Origin of the sequence: Stenotrophomonas sp. 610A2, assembly GCF_030549615.1 — a bacterium.
Classification (GTDB): Bacteria; Pseudomonadota; Gammaproteobacteria; order Xanthomonadales; family Xanthomonadaceae; genus Stenotrophomonas; species Stenotrophomonas pigmentata.
The window spans coordinates 94,409-111,841 of record NZ_CP130832.1; the positions used below are offsets into that span (position 1 = coordinate 94,409).

Annotated in this window: 16 protein-coding genes; 10 read left to right on the top strand and 6 right to left on the bottom strand. The window is 65.0% G+C overall.

The features are described 5' to 3' along the window. Positions 1-257 precede the first annotated feature (257 nt). The gene (locus tag Q5Z11_RS00385; protein ID WP_303750105.1) at positions 258-1,862 is read left to right on the top strand and encodes a glucan biosynthesis protein; all 1,605 of its coding nucleotides are present in this window, start codon (positions 258-260) and stop codon (positions 1,860-1,862) included. Positions 1,863-2,037: 175 nt separating this feature from the next. Here the strand turns inward: Q5Z11_RS00385 and Q5Z11_RS00390 are convergent, their stop codons facing one another. Continuing rightward, entirely contained in the window at positions 2,038-2,658 is a 621-nt protein-coding gene (locus Q5Z11_RS00390; RefSeq protein ID WP_303748190.1) for a thymidine kinase, read from the bottom strand. 76 nt (positions 2,659-2,734) lie between these two features. Here Q5Z11_RS00390 and Q5Z11_RS00395 point away from each other — a divergent pair, with 76 nt between their 5' ends. Continuing rightward, entirely contained in the window at positions 2,735-4,717 is a 1,983-nt protein-coding gene (locus tag Q5Z11_RS00395; protein ID WP_303750106.1) for a UvrD-helicase domain-containing protein, read from the top strand. A 227-nt stretch (positions 4,718-4,944) separates the two neighbouring features. Further along, entirely contained in the window at positions 4,945-5,463 is a 519-nt protein-coding gene (locus Q5Z11_RS00400) for a GNAT family N-acetyltransferase (RefSeq protein WP_303748191.1), read from the top strand. 136 nt (positions 5,464-5,599) lie between these two features. On the opposite strand, the gene Q5Z11_RS00405 is transcribed toward Q5Z11_RS00400, so the two are convergent. Next, the gene (locus Q5Z11_RS00405; RefSeq protein WP_303748192.1) at positions 5,600-6,271 is read right to left on the bottom strand and encodes a YceH family protein; all 672 of its coding nucleotides are present in this window, start codon (positions 6,269-6,271) and stop codon (positions 5,600-5,602) included. A gap of 192 nt (positions 6,272-6,463) precedes the next feature. On the opposite strand from Q5Z11_RS00405, the gene Q5Z11_RS00410 reads away from it, so the two are divergent. From Q5Z11_RS00410 to Q5Z11_RS00430, 5 genes are all read left to right on the top strand, one after another. Then, on the top strand, positions 6,464-7,366 hold the full coding sequence (locus Q5Z11_RS00410) for a 5'-nucleotidase, lipoprotein e(P4) family (protein ID WP_303748193.1): 903 nt from the start codon (positions 6,464-6,466) through the stop codon (positions 7,364-7,366). Beyond that, the gene (gene pyrF / locus Q5Z11_RS00415; RefSeq protein WP_303748194.1) at positions 7,363-8,082 is read left to right on the top strand and encodes an orotidine-5'-phosphate decarboxylase; all 720 of its coding nucleotides are present in this window, start codon (positions 7,363-7,365) and stop codon (positions 8,080-8,082) included. The genes Q5Z11_RS00410 and pyrF overlap by 4 nt, the downstream gene beginning before the upstream one ends. A gap of 428 nt (positions 8,083-8,510) precedes the next feature. Further along, positions 8,511-9,473, top strand: a complete 963-nt coding sequence (locus Q5Z11_RS00420; protein ID WP_303748195.1) for a hypothetical protein — start codon at positions 8,511-8,513, stop codon at positions 9,471-9,473. Between the two features lie 8 nt (positions 9,474-9,481). Then, positions 9,482-12,103, top strand: a complete 2,622-nt coding sequence (plsB, locus tag Q5Z11_RS00425) for a glycerol-3-phosphate 1-O-acyltransferase PlsB (RefSeq protein WP_303748196.1) — start codon at positions 9,482-9,484, stop codon at positions 12,101-12,103. Next, positions 12,100-12,480: a hypothetical protein gene (locus Q5Z11_RS00430; protein ID WP_303748197.1), complete on the top strand. Its 381-nt coding sequence runs from the start codon at positions 12,100-12,102 to the stop codon at positions 12,478-12,480. The genes plsB and Q5Z11_RS00430 overlap by 4 nt, the downstream gene beginning before the upstream one ends. Positions 12,481-12,508: 28 nt before the next feature. Here the strand turns inward: Q5Z11_RS00430 and Q5Z11_RS00435 are convergent, their stop codons facing one another. From Q5Z11_RS00435 to Q5Z11_RS00445, 3 genes are all read right to left on the bottom strand, one after another. Next, entirely contained in the window at positions 12,509-13,462 is a 954-nt protein-coding gene (locus tag Q5Z11_RS00435) for a hypothetical protein (protein WP_303748198.1), read from the bottom strand. Between the two features lie 122 nt (positions 13,463-13,584). After that, complete coding sequence (locus Q5Z11_RS00440; protein ID WP_303748199.1) at positions 13,585-14,346, bottom strand: hypothetical protein; 762 nt, start codon at positions 14,344-14,346, stop codon at positions 13,585-13,587. Further along, positions 14,343-14,906 carry a hypothetical protein gene (locus Q5Z11_RS00445; RefSeq protein WP_303748200.1) on the bottom strand — a complete coding sequence of 188 codons (564 nt, stop codon included), beginning with the start codon at positions 14,904-14,906 and terminating at the stop codon, positions 14,343-14,345. The genes Q5Z11_RS00440 and Q5Z11_RS00445 overlap by 4 nt, the downstream gene beginning before the upstream one ends. 173 nt (positions 14,907-15,079) lie before the next feature. Here Q5Z11_RS00445 and Q5Z11_RS00450 point away from each other — a divergent pair, with 173 nt between their 5' ends. Further along, on the top strand, positions 15,080-16,204 hold the full coding sequence (locus Q5Z11_RS00450; protein WP_303748201.1) for a PAS domain-containing protein: 1,125 nt from the start codon (positions 15,080-15,082) through the stop codon (positions 16,202-16,204). 13 nt (positions 16,205-16,217) lie between these two features. Here Q5Z11_RS00450 and Q5Z11_RS00455 read toward each other — a convergent pair whose 3' ends face one another. Then, positions 16,218-16,412 carry a YdcH family protein gene (locus Q5Z11_RS00455; protein WP_405051637.1) on the bottom strand — a complete coding sequence of 65 codons (195 nt, stop codon included), beginning with the start codon at positions 16,410-16,412 and terminating at the stop codon, positions 16,218-16,220. Between the two features lie 75 nt (positions 16,413-16,487). Between Q5Z11_RS00455 and ttcA the strand changes: the two genes are divergently transcribed. Continuing rightward, positions 16,488-17,417, top strand: a complete 930-nt coding sequence (gene ttcA, locus Q5Z11_RS00460; RefSeq protein WP_303748203.1) for a tRNA 2-thiocytidine(32) synthetase TtcA — start codon at positions 16,488-16,490, stop codon at positions 17,415-17,417. Positions 17,418-17,433: the final 16 nt, after the last annotated feature.

Sequence of the window (17,433 nt, forward strand, 5' to 3'; positions counted from 1 at the left end):
AGGGGTTGGGGTGAGGGCGCTTTTGCGCAGGGTGCAGCGGTGCTGCACTGGGGACTCTACCGATGAGGCCCCTGCCGAGCATGGCTCGGCACTACCTGGTTCTGCTCCCTCCCTTTGCCGTAGGCAAGGGGAGGGTTGGGGAGGGGTTGGCTTTTCACCGGTTGGCTGAAGCAGGTGTTCATCCGCCGCCCGTCTCAAGGCTGTCGATTCACGCAATTGCGCCTACCATGCTGCGGTCCCCTATCGGCCTGCTTTCCATGCAACGACGCGACTTCCTGCGCAACGCCGCTGCCGCCCTGGCGGCCTTTGGTCTTCCGGCCTTTACGGCCTGCGCGGCCGGCAAACCGGCCCAGTTGGGGCTGCGCCGTCTGGGCCAGGCGCAGCCCTTCGATTTCGCCACGCTCAAGGGCCAGGCCCGCGCGCTGGCGCAGGCGCCGTACAAGAGCCACAAGCGCACCCTGCCGGGCGCGCTGGAGAAGCTCGACTGGGATCAGTACCAGTCCATCAGCTATCGCCAGGACCACGCACTGTGGGCGGACCAACCCGGCAAGTTCCAGGCGAAGTTCTTCCACCTTGGCCTGTACTTCCATTCACCGGTACGCATGTTCGACGTGGTCGATGGCAAGGCACAGGAGTTGGCCTATGACGGCGCGGCTTTCAACTACGGCAAGAGCGGCATCCACGATGGCGAGTTGCCGGCCGACCTCGGCTTCGCCGGCTTCCGCCTCAATACCCGCAGCGATACCGACCGTGACTTCGCTGCCTTCCTCGGCGCCAGCTACTTCCGCGCGGTAGGCAAGGAAGGCCAGTACGGCCAATCGGCACGCGGCCTGGCCATCGATACCGGCATGGGCCGTCCGGAGGAGTTCCCGGACTTCATCGCCTATTACCTAGAGCAGCCGTCAGCGGATTCAGACACGCTGGTGGTCTACGGCCTGCTGGATTCGCCCAGCGTTGCCGGTGCCTATCGCTTCGCCATCACCAATGGCGATGTGCTGTTGATGGACATCGACAGCGCCTTGTACCCGCGCAAGGAAATCGAACGGCTCGGCATCGCGCCGTGCACCAGCATGTACCAGGTTGGCGAGAACGACCGCCGCATGGATTGGGACTGGCGCCCGGAGATCCACGACACCGACGGCTTGTCGATGTGGAACGGTGCCGGCGAGTGGATCTGGCGGCCGCTGTGCAACCCGGCCCACCTGCGCTTCAACATGTTCGTCGACAACAACCCGCGCGGCTTCGGCCTGCTGCAGCGTGATCGCAACTTCGATCACTATCAGGACGATGGCGTGTTCTACGAGAAGCGCCCCTGCCTGTGGATCGAGCCCAAGGGGCAGTGGGGCGAAGGCTCGGTGCAGCTGGTGGAGATTCCCACCGTCGATGAAACCTTCGACAACATCGTTGCTTTCTGGAACCCCAAGGCCAAGCCGCAGCCGGGCCAGGAACTGCTGGTCGGCTATCGCCTGTACTGGGGCGCAGAGCCGCCGGCACGTCCGCCGCTCGCGCATTGCGTGGCCAGCCGTACCGGCCTGGGCGGCATCATCGGCAAGAAGCGCGAGTATTTCTCGTGGCGTTTTGCGGTGGATTTTGAAGGTGGCGAACTGGCCAGCCTGATCGACAAGGCCGACGTCGAGGCTGTGGTGGAAACCAGCCGTGGCCGCGTGGAAGTGGTATCGGCGCGCCCGCTACGTGAGATCAAGGGCTACCGCGCCATGTTCGACCTGGTGCCGCCGGATGGCAGCACCGAGCAGATCGACGTGCGCCTGTACCTGCGCAGCGGCGGCAAGACCCTGACCGAGACGTGGTTGTACCAGTACAGCCCGCCGGCTGCAGGTGCGCCGGAGCGGACCTTGTATTGAGGGCTTTGCTTGAAGCTTTTGCTTAAGTCCCTCTCCCGTTTACGGGAGAGGGGTTGGGGTGAGGGCAAGCTCTTGGCAAGCAGGCATGGAGTCCCAGAAGCTCCCCTCATCCGCCCCTTCGGGGCACCTTCTCCCGTGAACGGGAGAAGGGACGCATCACCCCCGCGAGTTCCTGTTACAACGGCAGCGGTGCCTGCATCGGATCAATCCGCCCCTCGCCGCGGGTTATCTTCTTGAACTCGGCGCGGCTCACCGATACATAGCGGTCGTTGCCACCGATCTCCACCTGCGGGCCGTCCTGCACGGCAAAGCCGTTCTCGTCCACGCGCACGGTCATCGTCGCCTTCTTGCCGCTGTGGCAGATGGTCTTGATCTCCTGCATCTCGTCGGCCCAGGCCAGCAGGTATTGGCTGCCTTCGAACAGTTCGCCACGGAAGTCGGTACGCAACCCGTAGCACAGCACCGGGATGCGCAGCTGGTCGACTACCTCGGACAGCTGCCACACCTGCGATTTGCTCAGGAACTGGGCCTCGTCCACCAGCACGCAGCCGAGCCTGCCGTGGGCGGCCATGTCCTGCTGGATCAGCTTCTCCAGGTCGGTATCGCGCTCGAAGGTGGTGGCTTCGGCCTGCAGGCCGATCCGCGAGGCGACCACGCCGGTGCCGGCGCGGTGGTCCAGGTGCGGGGTCAGCAGGGCGACGCGCATGCCGCGCTCGCGGTAGTTGTGCGCGGACTGCAGCAGGGTGGTGGTCTTGCCGGCGTTCATCGCCGAATAGTAGAAATAGAGCTTGGCCATGCCGCATTTTACCGCGCCAGCCGGCGCTCACGGGCGATGGCTTACACTGCCTGCCTGCGACTGAAACCACCCCATGCTGGACTCCCTCAATCCCCCCCAACGCGCGGCGGCTGTGCACGCCGAAGGTCCCCTGCTGGTGCTGGCTGGTGCTGGCAGCGGCAAGACGCGCGTGATCGTCGAGAAAATCGCCCATCTGATCGGCATTGGCCGCTACAGCGCCCGCCGCATCGCCGCGATCACCTTCACCAACAAGTCGGCCAAGGAAATGCGCGAGCGTGTGGCCAAACGCCTGCGTGCCGAGGACGCGGCCGAAGTCACCATCTGCACCTTCCACGCCCTTGGCCTGAAGTTCCTGCAGATCGAACATGAACAGGTGGGGTTGAAGCGTAACTTTTCCATCTTCGATGCCGACGATGCCGGTGCGCAGATCAAGGATCTGCTGGGCGGCAGCAATGCCAAGCCCGACGACATCGAGGACATGAAGAACCTGATCTCGCGGGCCAAGAACTCCGGGCTGTCGCCCGAGCAGGCGATGGCCGCGGCGCGCAGCAACCGCGAGAAGGATGCGGCGATGGTCTACGAGCTGTACCAGACCCGGTTGACTTCGTTCAACGCAGTGGATTTCGATGACCTGATCCGCCTGCCGGTGCAGGTGCTGGAAGAGCACCCGGATATCGCCCTAGCCTGGCGCGAGCGCATCGGCTATCTGTTGGTCGACGAATGCCAGGACACCAACGATGCCCAGTACCGCCTGCTCAAGCAGCTGGCCGGGCCCGCTGGCAACTTCACCTGCGTGGGCGATGACGACCAGTCGATCTATGCCTGGCGCGGTGCCAATCCCGAGAACCTGCAGCAGATGGGCGTGGATTACCCCAAGCTGCAGATCATCAAGCTGGAGCAGAATTACCGTTGTTCCAACCGCGTGCTGCGCGCGGCCAATGCGCTGATCGCGCACAACCCGCACGAGCATCTGAAAACGTTGTGGTCCGACCAGGCCGATGGCGAACGCATCCGAGTGTGGGAATGTCGCAACAGCGAACACGAAGCGGAAAAGGTGGCGGCGGAAATCCATTTCCTGGCGACCAGTCGCAAGATTCCGTGGAGTGATTTCTGCATCCTGTTCCGGGGAAATTTCCAATCGCGTCCGCTGGAAAAAGCGATGCAGCTGGTCGGTGTGCCGTATCACCTCAATGGCGGCACGGTGTTCCTGGAACGGCAGGAAGTGAAGGACACGCTGGCCTGGTTGCGGCTGATCGTGAACCCGGACGACGACACGGCTTTCATGCGCGCGGTGCAGTCGCCCAAGCGTGATGTCGGTGCAAGCACGCTGGCCAAGCTGGCGGAGCTGGCGTCCGAGAAAGACATCCCGATGGCGCAGGCCGCCGAGAGCATGGGCGCGCTGGCCCAGCTCGCCCCGCGTGCGGCCAACAGCCTGAGCAAGTTCACCGACATCCTGCGCGCGCTGCGTCTGGACATGCGGCAGATGAGTTCCGGCGATCTGGTGCGGCGCGTGGCCAAGGATTCGGGCATGTTGGCCGAGCTGCGTCATGCAGCCAAGGACACCGCCGGCTACGAGCGTCGCGCCAACAACCTGGAAGAACTGGCCTCGTGGTTCGAGAGCGGCCCGCGCGGTGCCAGTGCCGCCGACATGGCCGCACAGCTGGCGCTGATCTCGCGCAACGACAAGGACGACGGCGGCAACCAGGTGCGAATGATGACGCTGCATGCGTCCAAGGGCCTGGAATTCCCCTATGTGTTCATCGTCGGCTGCGAGGACGGCGTGCTGCCACACCAGGTCAGCCTGGACGAAGGCAACCTGCAGGAAGAGCGACGCCTGCTGTACGTGGGCATCACCCGTGCCAAGATCCAGCTGTGGATGAGCTTCAGTCGTTTAACGCGCAAGTTCGGCGAGCACATCCGGCTCAAGCCAAGCCGGTTTTTCGATGAGATTCCGGCCGGTGAGATCCAGCGCGATGGTGCCGATCCGGTGGCCGATGCCGCGCACAAGCAGGAGCGGGCCAAGGCCGGATTGGCAGCGATTCAAGCATTGTTTGATTGATGCTTGCCTCCTCCCCTTTGGCGAAGCCAAGGGGGAGGTTGGGAGGGGGTAGCTTTGGCCCCGGTCTTGCGCTTTGATTGGGGCTCACTGTGAACAGAACCCCTTTGCGTTAAGAGGTAGTGCCGAGCCATGCTCGGCAGGGGGCTCTACCGGCAAAAATCAAAAGCACCCCTCCCCAGCCCTCCCCTCTGCTGCGCAGAAGGGAGGGGGCCACAGCAGATTCCACCATGTCCCTGATCCAGACCGAACGCCTGCAACTGCGCCTGCTACGTGACGACGACGGCGATGCCGCCGCGATGCTGCAGCTGCTCAACGAACCCGGTTTCCACGAATTCATCGGTGACCGCGGTGTGCGCACGCTGGAGCAGGCGCGCGAGTACGTGCAGAAGCACACCTTCGGCAGTTATGCCGCCAATGGCTTCGGCATGTATGCGATTGAACGCCGCAGCGACGGCGCCTGGCTGGGTAATGCCGGGCTGGTCCGGCGCGAGGGCCTGCCCTGCGCGGATGTCGGTTACGCCCTGCTGGGCACATACACCGGCAACGGCTATGCCTTGGAAGCTGTGCAGGGCGTGCTCGCTTATGCGCGTGGCCCGCTCGGTCTTGGCGAATTGCGGGCAATCGTCTCACCTGGCAACACGCGTTCGGTATCCCTGCTTGAAAAAGTGGGTTTCCGCGATGACGGCACCGTGGTGCTGCCGGGCAAGGACGAACAGCTGCTGCTGTTCGTCAATACGCCTGACTGAGCCTAGCCAGCCGCGTAGCCCGGGTAAGCGCAGCGCACCCGGGGAAAAGGATCTCGGGGTCTTTAAAATTCTCCGCAAACCGCCCCGGACGCGCTGCGCTTATCCGGGCCAGGGCCAGACTGTTTGCGGCGTCAGGTCAGCCGCCCAGCTGCTCCTGCAACGCTGCCAGCTGTTCCTGCAGGGCAGACACGGTGGCTTCCAACTGCTGCACGCGTTCTTCCAATGCGCTGTTGTCGACGCTGGCGGTAGAGCCCGAGCCAGACGGCGCTCGGTACTGCGCCGCCAGGGCATCCACATCCACCGCACCACTGAGCAGGTGCATGAAGCGATCTTCGCGCTGGCCCGAAGCACGCGGCAGCTGCACGACCAGGCCACGCTGCTGCATGCGGTCCAACTGGTGGCGCAGGTCGGCGGCATCGGCGAACTTGGCCATGCGCTCGCTGCGCGTTGCCAGTTCCCCGGCAGTCTGCGGGCCGCGCAACAACAACAGGCCGAGCAGGGCGACCTGCTGGCGTGGCAGGTCGAGCTTGGGGCCGGCGAGGTGTTCGTAGCGGTCCGCGCGCGAAGCGAAGTGCTGCCGCACCAGACCCAGCGTCTCCAGCTGGCGCAGCGCGTGCTGCACCTTGCCAGCCTCCAGGTTCATCACCGGCTCGCGCGCGGTCTTCTGGTTGGCGGCAACCTGGGTGGCGTTGACCGTCAGCGGATAGGTGTCCGGGGTGGTGGCTTCTTTCTCGATCAGGCAGCCCAGCACGCGCGCCTGGGCGGCGTCGAGGATGGGGAAATCGGGGGTCTGGCTGGTCTCGGTCACGATTCGTGCTCTGGGTGTTGCTAGGGGGCGCAAGCATAGCTGAGAGGGCAAAACCGGGGTCAGGGGCTAAACCGGGGTCAGAGTGGGGTTTCGGTACGAAACCCCACTCTGACCCCGGTTTAGCCCCTGACCCCGGTTTTGACCCCCAAGCCGGTAAACTTGCCCGGTTTTCAAAGATTCCCGGTAGTTGCCATGTCCCGATTCCCAACCCTTACCCTGCTGGCCGGCGCCGTGCTGTCGCTGGCTGCCTGCAGCTCGACCGCGCCGCTGAGCCGCGTTTCGCCGTCCCCGGCCGATGCCGTCGTGACTCCGGCCAATGTGCCCAACGACAACCTCAATGCCGTGCTGTGGGTGCAGCGTTCGCAGGAGTACCGGGCCAGCGCGCTGCAGACCTGGAAGCTGGCTGGCACCCAGCTGGATGCGGCGCTTGCCGATGGCAGCTGGACCGCGCTGTTGCCGGAAGAAGGCGGCAAGCACCAGTCGGCCAAGCTGAAGCCGGCGGTGGTGGTGGACGTGGATGAGACCGTGCTCGACAACTCGCCCTACCAGGCGCGCCTGGTGAGCGATGGCAGCAGCTACAACGACGCGAGCTGGGAAGCCTGGGTCGATGAGCGCAAGGCAAAGCCGGTACCCGGCGCAGTGCAGTTCGCGCAGGCCGCTGCGGCCAAGGGCGTGACCATGATCTACATCAGCAACCGCACCGCGGCGATGAAGGACGCCACCATCGCCAACCTGCGTGCGGTCGGCTTCCCGGTCGCCGATGACAGCGTCTACCTGGGCCTGGGCACGCCGGTGCCGGGCTGCACCGAACACGGCAGCGAGAAGGGCTGTCGCCGCCAGTTGGTGGCGCAGCAGTACCGCGTGCTGATGCAGGTGGGTGACCAGTTCACCGATTTCCTGCAGGTCGAGGACAACAGCCTGGCAGCCCGCGACATGCTGCTGGACAAGTACCAGGGCTGGATCGGCTCGCGCTGGTGGATCCTTCCCAACCCGACCTACGGTGGCTGGGAAGGTGCGGCCATCAACAATGCCTGGTCGCTGCCGGCGGACCTGCGCAACGGGGCAAAGCGTGAAGCGCTGGAGCTGGCCCGATGAGCCGCGCACCGCTGCCACTGCGTAACGACGAACGCCTGATCTTCGCCCTGGACGTGCCCGGCAAGGCCGAGGCCATCGAGTGGGTGGACAGGCTTGATGATGCGGTGTCGTTCTACAAGATCGGCATGGAACTGCTGGCCTCGGGCGAGTACTTCGACGTACTCGACGAACTGGCCAAGCGCGACAAGCGCGTGTTCGTCGACCTCAAGTTCTTCGATATCCCGGCCACCATTGCCGGCGTCATCCGCCGCCTGTCGCAGTGGCCGGTGAGCTACTGCACCATTCACGGCTGGCATCCCGGCATGATGGAAGCCGCGGCAGCCGCCAACAGCTCGGAGATGCGCCTGCTGGCGGTGACCGTGCTGACCTCGATGGGCCGGCCGGACCTGGCGCAGATGGGCATCGATCGTGAGCCGGTGGATGTGGTGGTCGAGCGCGCGCTGGCCGCACAGCGGGCCGGCATCGACGGCGTGATCGCCTCCGGTCAGGAAGCTGCGCCGATCCGCGCCGCTACCGGTCAGCGGTTCTCCATCGTCTGCCCCGGCATCCGCCCGGGTGGCCCGGTGGGCGACGACCAGCAGCGCACGGTTGGCGTGGCGCAGGCGTTTGCTGATGGCGCCGACGCTATCGTCGTCGGCCGGCCGATCCGCCTGGCCGCCGATCCGCGTGCCACGGCGCTGGCTATTCAGCAAGAAATTTCTGAATCAATTAAATAAAATCAATAACTTATATTGTTATTCATGAAGTATTGCTTTAACTGAACCGGGCGCGTACGCTACGTCTCGTCCGGCTCTGCCGGCGATGCGTCAAACATGTCTACCGGTCCCGTACCGGTTTGAGGAGGTCTGTCACCGGCAACGGGGCGGCCTCTTTTTTTATGCCGGATTTGGGGGCTGGGGATCGGGGACCAGTTGATGGCGCTTGCTGGGTGGCAACTGGCGAGCAGGCCTGGATCGCGCACGACCCCGCCGGAGCCGGCCTGCGCCCCCTCCCTTTGCCGCAGGCAAGGGGAGGGCTGGGGAGGGGTGCTCCTGCTGTCTGCATTATCGAAACCCCAATCCCCACTCCAGCCGTGACGGCCGTGCTTGCTGCTGTCACCGGGCAGGCTTCAAGATGCTTGGCCTACGGGAGGATAGCCGCTGCCATGCAACGCCGTTCACTACGCAGATGCCACACCATCGTCCTGGCGTCGGTCTGCCTTGTAGCCCTGCTGGCGGCCTGCAAGCGCAACGCCGAGCCCTTGCCCGGTGCCGCCACCGAGCCTGCCGCGGCAGTGCGCCAGCTGGCCCAGCACCTGCGCAACAACGATCTGGTCGCCTATGCCCGCGATGCGGTGCCGCCGGCCCAATACGCCGAACTGGAGGCCGCCTGGGCGCAGGGCCACAGCCGCTGGCCGCTGACCGAGCTGCCGCTGGACGAAAAGCTGCCAGCGTTGTTGGCCACGCTGTCGGAGAAGGATGCCGAGCGCACCCTGCAGCGCGCCTTCAAGGCGCAGCTGGAGGGCCAGAACGCCGCCGTGCGGCAGGCCGCGCATTCGCTGGGCCTGTTCGGCGTGCAGTACATCAGTCACCAAGGTGACTACAACGCAGCCGAACGTGCGCACTACGTGCAGCTGGTCACCGCACTGAGCGACTGGGCCCAAGCCGCGCCGCTGTCGGATCCCAAGCTGGCCAGGACCTCGATTGCCACCCTGACCGCCGCCGCCCGCGCCACCGGGCTGGTCGGTGAGCAGGCCTTCCAGCAGGCCGGCATGACCGCCAGCCTGCAGAAGCTGGGTCCGTTCGCCGCAGCCAGCAAGCAGGTGCTGGCCGGGTACGGGCTGAAGCTGGACGAAAGCGTGGAGCAGATGCGTACCGGCCTGGTCTCGCAGGACGGCGACCGCGCCACCGTGCGCGTGCAGTACCCGTTGGCAGGCAAGGAACTGGATCTTGAAGTGGCGCTGGTGAGGCGCGATAAGCGCTGGTATCTGGCGCGCACCCTCAGCGATGTGGACGCCGTACTGGTGGCTGCGAGGGCTGCCGAACAGGCCAAGGCCGACGCCTTGCAAGCGGCGCAAACCCCGGATCCACAAACAGCAGACAACGCTGCAGCGGCGGCTAAGCCATAATGCCGCCGATGTCGAAACAGAAATCCCAGCCCGATCAGGGTGAACTGCTGCCGCCGGACGACGCCAACGCGACGCCCGCCACTCCTGCTGCCATCGTGCCGGGCGCCCCTGCGCGCCCGCTGCCGGCTGCCCGTGCTGCCCGCCGCCCGCTATGGGCGCGCCTGCTGGGCAAGCTGATCGAGCCCTGGCTCGGCCTGAAGATCGAACCCGAGCAGCCCGGTGAATACAACGACGGCCGCCCGGTGGTGTACGTGCTGGAGGACTACGGTCTGTCCAACGCGCTGATCCTGGACAAGGCCTGCCGCGATGCCGGCCTGCCGTCGCCGCTGGTGCCGCTGGCCGGTGATCCGACCGGACGCAAGCGCGCCTACGTGGCCTTGTCGCGCCGCTCCAGCAACAACATGCTGCTGCCCGAGCAGCGTGGCGCCAAGACCCATTCCGATTCGCTGGCCAAGCTGCTGCAGGCGCACCGTGCCAACCCGGGCCTGGACGTGCACCTGGTGCCGGTGTCGATCTTCGTCGGCCGCGCCCCGGACAAGCAGAGCGGCTGGTTCGCGGTGCTGTTCTCGGAAAACTGGGCGCTGGTCGGCCGCTTCCGCCGCCTGCTGGCGATCCTGCTCAACGGCCGCGACACCATCGTCCGCTTCGCCCCGCCGGTTTCGCTACGCGGCACCGTCGATGAAGGCCTGGAGCCGGAGCGCACCGTCCGCAAGCTGCAGCGTGTGCTGCGCACCCACTTCCGCCGCATCCGCGAATCGATCATCGGCCCGGACCTGTCCACCCGCCGCCTGCTGGTGGACAAGGTGCTGGAGTCGGATTCGGTGCGCGAAGCCATTGCCGTACAGGCCAAGCGCGACAACTCCAAGACCACCGACGCCTGGAAGAAGGCGCAGGGCTACGCCTGGGAAATCGCCGCCGACTACTCCACCCCGGTGGTGCGCTCGGCCAGCTTCATGCTCAGCCACGTCTGGAACCGGATCTACGCCGGCGTGCTGGTGCACCACCTGGACAAGTTCAAGGAAGCCGCGCCTGGCCACGAAATCGTCTACGTGCCCAGCCACCGCAGCCACATGGACTACCTGTTGCTGAGCTACCTGCTGTACGACCGCGGCATCGTGCCGCCGCACATCTTCGCCGGCATCAACCTCAACCTGCCGGTGGTCGGCACCCTGCTGCGCAAGGGCGGTGCGTTCTTCGCGCGGCGCAGCTTCCGCGGCAACCCGCTGTACTCGGCGGTGTTCTCCGAATACATGGCGCAGCTGGTATCGGGCGGCTACTCGATCGAGTATTTCGTCGAAGGCGGGCGCTCGCGTACTGGCCGTCTGTTGCAGCCCAAGGGCGGCGTCATCTCCATGACCCTGCGTGCCTACCTGCGCCAGCCGCGCAAGCCGGTGCTGTTCCAGCCCATCTACATCGGCTACGAGAAGCTGATGGAAGGCAACAGCTACCTGGACGAGCTGTCCGGCCGGCCGAAGGAAAAAGAGTCGATCTGGGCGCTGCTGTGGGGCATCCCCAAGGTGCTGAAGCAGAACTACGGCCAGGTGGTGGTCAACTTCGGCGAGCCGATCGCGTTGAACGACGTGCTGGCGGTGAACGCCCCGGAGTGGGACGGCCAGCCGGTGCCAGAGGACGAGAAGCCGACGTGGTTGATGAAGACCGTCGACACGCTCGCGCAGAACATCAACGTCCACGTCAACGCCGCCGCCGACGTCAACCCGATCAACCTGCTGGCGCTGGCGCTGCTGTCCACGCCCAAGCATGCGATGGGCGAGGCCGACCTGATCGCGCAGATCGAGCTGAGCAAGAAGCTGCTGGTGGAGATGCCGTACTCGGACCGGGTCACGGTCACCCCGCATTCGCCCGAGCGCATCATCGCCCACGCCGAGGAAATCAACGTCCTCACCCGCACCAAGCACCCGCTGGGCGACGTGCTCAGCGTCAGCGGCGATACCGCGGTGTTGCTGAGCTACTTCCGCAACAACGTGATCCACCTGTTCACCGCTTCGTCGTGGGTGGCGTGCTGCTTCCAGAACAACCGTCGCATGAGCCGCGGCGGTCTGCTGCGCCTGGGCCGCGGGCTTTACCCGTTCCTGCAGGAAGAGTTGTTCCTGCCCTGGACCGAGGACGAGTTCGCCGCGCGCATCGACCAGACCATCGACGTCTTCGTGCGCGAAGGCCTGCTCCAGCACGTGGGCGAGGACGATGGCGGCATGCTCGCACGCAGCACCGGCCAGACCGATGAAGTGTTCCGCCTGCGCGCGATCGGCCATTCTCTGCAACAGGCCTTCGAGCGCTATTACATCGCCATCTCGGTGCTGGTGAAGAATGGCCCCGGCACCCTGGGGGCAGGCGAACTGGAGAGCCTGTGCCAACAGGCCGCACAGCGCCTGAGCCTGTTGTATGCACCGGCGGCACCGGAATTCTTCGACAAGTCGCTGTTCCGTGGCTTCATCCAGAAGATGCGCGAACTGCGCCTGGTCTGGCCGGACCAGAACAGCAAGCTGCTGTTCGATGAGCGCCTGGATGCCTGGGCCAAGGACGCCAAGTTCATCCTCGGCCGCGAGCTGCGCCACACCATCGAGCGTGTGAGCCCGGAAGCGGTGAAGCCGGAACTGCCGGTCGAGAAATGAGTTCCACGCCCATCCGCGAGCTCATGGCAGGACTGCTGCTCGCAGTGCTCCTGCCCATGTCGCCTGCGTTGCAGGCGACAACACCGGGCTCGCAATGCGTGGATGACGAACTGCCAGGGCGCTTCACTGGAGCGCCGTTGCGCTTGTGCGTACTGGGCGACGGGGAGCAGCGCCGCTTCGTGCTGTCCATCGCCGAGGTTGAACGCCTGCAAGCTGGGCTGGGCGCCGTGCGTACCGGCGCACTTGCCGACTGGGCCGGGCATGCGCTGGGACTGCAGTGCAGCGACGATGGCATGAGCTGCGAGATCAGCGTGGATGGGCGGGATGCCTGGAAAGGACGATTGCCTGAGCCCACGGGGACTGATACCGCCGATTGAGGCGTGCCGGCGTGCCGCTTGCTGCGTATCAGCCGCAGTCGGCCTGGGTCATGCGGATCGATACCTGTTCCGCGGCACAGCTCATCGGGCCGATGCGGATGTTGTCACCCATGCCGCAGCTGGCACCGATGTAGTTGGCCTGGCTGAAATGCACGCCGTTGCCGTTTGCAGTGCCGGGGCAGCGCGCCTCGAAGGCGACGTTGCAGCCGGTTTTCGGGGGCGACGAACTGCGTAGATACAGGACATCCTTGCCGCCACCCGGGCAGGTGATCGCCGCGCCGCGAAAGGACCCGAGCAGGTTCTGCTCATGGCGTGCCCGCGCCTGACGTGCGGCCTGGTGCTGCTGCTCTTCGGCCTGGCGGCGCTCGGCAGCGATTTTTTCGCTGGCGGCACGTTGCTTCTCGGCACTGGCGGCTTGCTGCTCCCGCAGTTGCTGCTGGCGTTGCCGTTCGGCGGCGACGCTCGCGCGCAAGGCCTCGTCGCGATCGGTTGCTGCCTGCGCTGGCGAGGATGGGGGTGGCGCCGGCGTGGCGCTGCGCTGTGGTGATGCCGCGCTCGTCGCCGGCGTGGCTATCGTCGTTTGAACGCGGGCAGCCTGCTGACGCTGTTGTTGTGCCAGGTGTTCCAATCGCACGCGCTCCTGCGCAAGACGCTCACGTTCCAGATCGCGTTGCCGTTGTCGAGCCACTGCTTCAGCCTCCCGACGGACATTGTCCAGGAAGCGTCTCTGCTGTTCATCGGCTTGTTGCTTCTTGGCCATTTCCTCGTTGAACGTGGTCGTGAATGTCTCGAGGATGCCGGCGAAGCCGACGCCCGATGATTGCTGTGGCATCTCCTCTTCCCAATCGTCCTCGGCCTCCGCGTTGGCGAGCGCTTCCTCCTGGCGGCGCAGTTCTTCCTGCTGCCTGGCAAGAGCGGCCTGACGTTGGGCTTCGGCGGCATTGGTCCTGCTGGCATCGACGTTGCGGCGTAGCTTGGCCATGTCCGCTTCGCTCAGTTGCCGCGGCGCTTGTTGCGCGGGCAATACGGCAGGTAGCAGAAGCAGGGAAAGGCACATGAGAAGCAGCATGCGGCGGCCTGAATGCATTGCGTGTACCCCTGCAATCAGAAGCCGGTGCCGGCTGTGGGGTCACAACTCATCTGCAGGAACTTCATTGCGTACTCGATGCGATCAAGCAGCTCCGGGTCTGTCGTGGCAAAGGTCAATGCGAACAAGCCGAAGCGCGGATGGGGCATGCTGGCGCTGATGCCCTTGCCGTCGGTCCAGCGTGTGATCTGCGCCTTGCCCCAGTCGATCCGGTGTGGAGGAGCAAGCACCGCGCGTGGATCCTGGCGTTTGACTTCCTGATACCAGCCCTTGGTTTTCAGCCATTGACCGGCTTGGTGGCTGACGGTTGTCAGCTGCAGTTCCTCCGGCTGGAATGCCAGTTCCGAGACGACGGTTGAGCAGGCATTGCCCGCATCCGTGGACATCGCAGTGACGGAGGGGCGATAACTGAGCTTCAGGGTTTGCTCGCTGACGGTTTCGGTCTGCTCGACGGATATCGAGTATTTGCTCTTGTCTTCCAGATGCCGGGTGGTCTGCAGGATGTCCACGTTCTGGAAGAACGCGTTGACGTTCACGTTGCGATTGGCGAGCAACAAGGACAGGAACTGCTGCGCGCTGTCCGCCGTCTGCTGGGTTTGTGCTGCATGCACGCTCCAGGTTGGCAGCAGCGCCAAAGCGCTGGCGGCGACGACCATTCCCCGGGTTAGGGCCAAAGCCAATCCGCTGCGGGAGCGACTGCGCGGGCCGGTGGAGCGCAGGCTATCCATGCCGCAACTGCGGGGGAGCGGATCGGTGGCCAGGCAATACACATCGTTCATCGAAGGCACTCGTATGAGAATGGGACGTCAGTCAGATAACGAAGTCGTTCGGACAGCTTCTCCACCTTCAGGGTGGCGATGGCGCGCTGCGGTGCCGGCGCGGACGATTGGTCGAGCAGGTCGCGCTCCGCCAACGCCAGGCGCAAGTCGTAGATGATGTCGTTGAATCCGACACGCATTTCCTCGTTGGCGAAGTTGTCGGCTCGGCTGCGGGCGGCGCTGGCACTCTCCGTCGTGCGGGCAAATACGTTGAAGGGGAGGCTGTATTTGATGTTGAAGGACGAGCTGCGCTCGCCAGGTGTGAACGTATAGGTATTGCGGTTCTCGTCGACGCCCAGCGTGCCTTCATCGCCGTAGCTCACTTCGGCGGACATGCGATCCAGGAAATAGGTCTTCAGCGCGCTGGGCTTCTCGATTGCGCGTAGCGCATCGCGGTTGGCCTCCAACCGTGCAAGTCTCCGTTCCCACAGTTCCTTGGCCAACGCCGTGCCGCTGGTGCCACATCCAGCTGTGCCGGACGTGGCCCAACACGCTGCCGGCATGCCCGCGAGCATTGCCAAGAAAATTCCCCAGACACGTTTCATGAATCCCCTTGTTCCATGAGTGGCGCCACCCCTGCTGCGGGTGTTGCCCGCAGGCGGGTGGCTGCGCCCCGACAGCCTCCCCGGGTAGTTGATCGCAGGAAGAAAACCCGGAACACTCCCGGCAGGGGCTTGACATCAGGGGGATGAGCATGGGCCTGGATCACCAGCTGTCGGCAGTGCTGGAGCCACTGTATGCATCGGTATTGGATTTCTCGGCGTTGGCCACCTTCAACCAGCGCCTGGCCGAGCTGACAGACAGCCACATCAGCGGTGTGCTTTTCCACGATGTTGCCGGCGGGCGTGCCAGCGTCAACCACATCCATGGCGTAGACAACGCCCGGATGGCGGAGCTCCTGGCCGACCTGGACCTGCGCGATGACCCGTGGATGCAACGGGTGACGCCGCAGCTGGCGATTGGCCGGGTGTTGGATACCGAGGATTTCCTCGCCCGCAGGCTGGCGCTCAACAGTGGCTTCTACAACAACTATTACCGGCGGCTTGGCATTGTCCAGCAGGTCGCCTCGGTGGGTTTGTATGACGGAACCAATTCGGTGACGTTGTCCATCTGCCACGGCGACCTCAAGCGCGTGTACGGCGAGGCCGAGCTTGGCCTGCTGCGCGCGCTGACCCCGCACTGGATCAATGCCTATGCGATGCTCCGCCGCATCGGCGGGCTGGAGCATCGGGTCAGCACCCTGGAGCAGGCGTTGGAGTGTTCGCCGGTGGCCATGTTCATGCTCGGTGACGATCTGCGCGTGCAACGTGCCAATGCCGCCGCCGAGGCGGTGCTCGGGCGCGGAATGCTCGGGCGCGAGGCTGGTGTGCTGGTGGCGCGAGGCCGAGCTCGCTCTGGCCTGCATGCATTGCTGCAGCGGGCGCTGCGCGGTGATAGTGGGTTTTCCAGCGGGGACGTGGAGAAGCTGCTCCTGCATGACGCGGAAGGAGCACCCTGGGGCGTGGTCACTGCGCATCGGCTGGTCCGCTGGTCGCCGCAGGAGCGGGGCAGCCTGTTGGTGTTCGTACGGGAGGTGAGGCAGGCCGCGCCCGCGCTCACGCCGGTGTTGCGACACCTGTTCGAGCTGACGGAAGCTGAATCGCGATTGGCGCTGGCGCTGTACCGGCACGCCGATGTGGGCGCGGCGGCGAGGGAGTGTGGGGTGACGCAGGGGACTGCGCTGGGTCGGCTCAAGACCATCTACGACAAGACGGGTGAACACGGCCAAGCCAATCTGGTGCGGCTGGTGGCGGCAGTGGCGGGTAGCTGCGCAGGCTGAACGGGTGGCGAGCTCAGGCGGGCTCGTTCGGGATCAGCATGCTTTCCAGCTTGGTGATGCAGTCGCGCAGCTGCAGCTTGCGCCTCTTCAGCCGCTTGGCTTCCAGATCGTCGTCCGGGTTGGCGGCCAGGCGCGCGATGTCCTCGTCCAGGCTGCGGTGTTCGGCCCGCAGGACGGCGATGCGTTGGCTGATCTGCTCGGGGGTCATGGTCTCCACGGGGGTTGAGCATACACGTTGCCGCTGGCCGCGTGAGGGACCCTGCCGACCCGGTAGAATGGGCGGATGAGCGCTGTCATTTCCCTGCCCGATCCCGCCCCGCGGGCCCGTGATCCGCACGTGGCCGAACGTGAACACCAGAAACTCGGCAAACGCCTGCGTCACCAGGTAGGCCAGGCCATTGCCGACTTCGGCATGATCGAGGCCGGCGACAAGGTGATGGTCTGCCTGTCCGGCGGCAAGGACAGCTATACCTTGCTGGATATCCTGTTACAGCTGCAGAAGAAGGCGCCGGTGCCGTTCGAGCTGGTGGCGGTGAACCTGGACCAGAAGCAGCCCGGTTTCCCCGAGCATGTGCTGCCGGAATACCTGGCCTCGGTCGGCGTGCCGTACCACATCATCGAACAGGACACCTACTCGGTGGTGAGCCGGGTGATCCCGGAAGGCAAGACCATGTGTTCGCTGTGCTCGCGCATGCGCCGTGGCTCGCTGTACACCTATGCCGAAGCCAATGGTTTCACCAAGATCGCGTTGGGCCACCACCGCGATGACATGGTGGCCACGTTCTTCATGAACCTGTTTCACCACTCCAAGATTTCCGGCATGCCGCCGAAGCTGCGCAGCGACGACGGCAAGCATGTGGTGATCCGCCCGCTGGCCTATGTGCGCGAGGCGGACATCATCGAATACGCCAATACCCGTCAGTTCCCGATCATTCCGTGCAACCTGTGCGGCAGTCAGGAAAACCTGCAGCGCAAGCAGGTTGGCCTGATGATGAAGCAGTGGGAGAAGGACACGCCCGGTCGCATCGAGCAGATCTCGCGCGCGCTGGGCGATATCCGTCCTTCGCAGCTGGCCGATCCCAAACTGTTCGATTTCATGGCGCTTGGCCGCCGTGAAGACGCGCCGCAGTCTGATGCGCAGGCATGGCTGGACGGTGGCGACAAGCCACAAGATCAAGAAGCCCTTCTCCCATCGGGAGAAGGGTTGGGATGAGGGGTGGCAGTGCTAC

Bases quoted from the DNA above. Each gene is read 5' to 3' on its own strand.
- Q5Z11_RS00410 (WP_303748193.1), top strand. From the start codon at position 6,464: ATGTCCCGATTCCCAACCCTTACCCTGCTGGCCGGCGCCGTGCTGTCG.
- plsB (WP_303748196.1), top strand. From the start codon at position 9,482: ATGTCGAAACAGAAATCCCAGCCCGATCAGGGTGAACTGCTGCCGCCG.
- Q5Z11_RS00435 (WP_303748198.1), bottom strand. From the start codon at position 13,462: ATGGCCAAGCTACGCCGCAACGTCGATGCCAGCAGGACCAATGCCGCC.
- pyrF (WP_303748194.1), top strand. From the start codon at position 7,363: ATGAGCCGCGCACCGCTGCCACTGCGTAACGACGAACGCCTGATCTTC.
- Q5Z11_RS00390 (WP_303748190.1), bottom strand. From the start codon at position 2,658: ATGGCCAAGCTCTATTTCTACTATTCGGCGATGAACGCCGGCAAGACC.
- ttcA (WP_303748203.1), top strand. From the start codon at position 16,488: ATGAGCGCTGTCATTTCCCTGCCCGATCCCGCCCCGCGGGCCCGTGAT.
- Q5Z11_RS00420 (WP_303748195.1), top strand. From the start codon at position 8,511: ATGCAACGCCGTTCACTACGCAGATGCCACACCATCGTCCTGGCGTCG.
- Q5Z11_RS00440 (WP_303748199.1), bottom strand. From the start codon at position 14,346: ATGAACGATGTGTATTGCCTGGCCACCGATCCGCTCCCCCGCAGTTGC.
- Q5Z11_RS00450 (WP_303748201.1), top strand. From the start codon at position 15,080: ATGGGCCTGGATCACCAGCTGTCGGCAGTGCTGGAGCCACTGTATGCA.
- Q5Z11_RS00430 (WP_303748197.1), top strand. From the start codon at position 12,100: ATGAGTTCCACGCCCATCCGCGAGCTCATGGCAGGACTGCTGCTCGCA.
- Q5Z11_RS00385 (WP_303750105.1), top strand. From the start codon at position 258: ATGCAACGACGCGACTTCCTGCGCAACGCCGCTGCCGCCCTGGCGGCC.
- Q5Z11_RS00400 (WP_303748191.1), top strand. From the start codon at position 4,945: ATGTCCCTGATCCAGACCGAACGCCTGCAACTGCGCCTGCTACGTGAC.
- Q5Z11_RS00455 (WP_405051637.1), bottom strand. From the start codon at position 16,412: ATGACCCCCGAGCAGATCAGCCAACGCATCGCCGTCCTGCGGGCCGAA.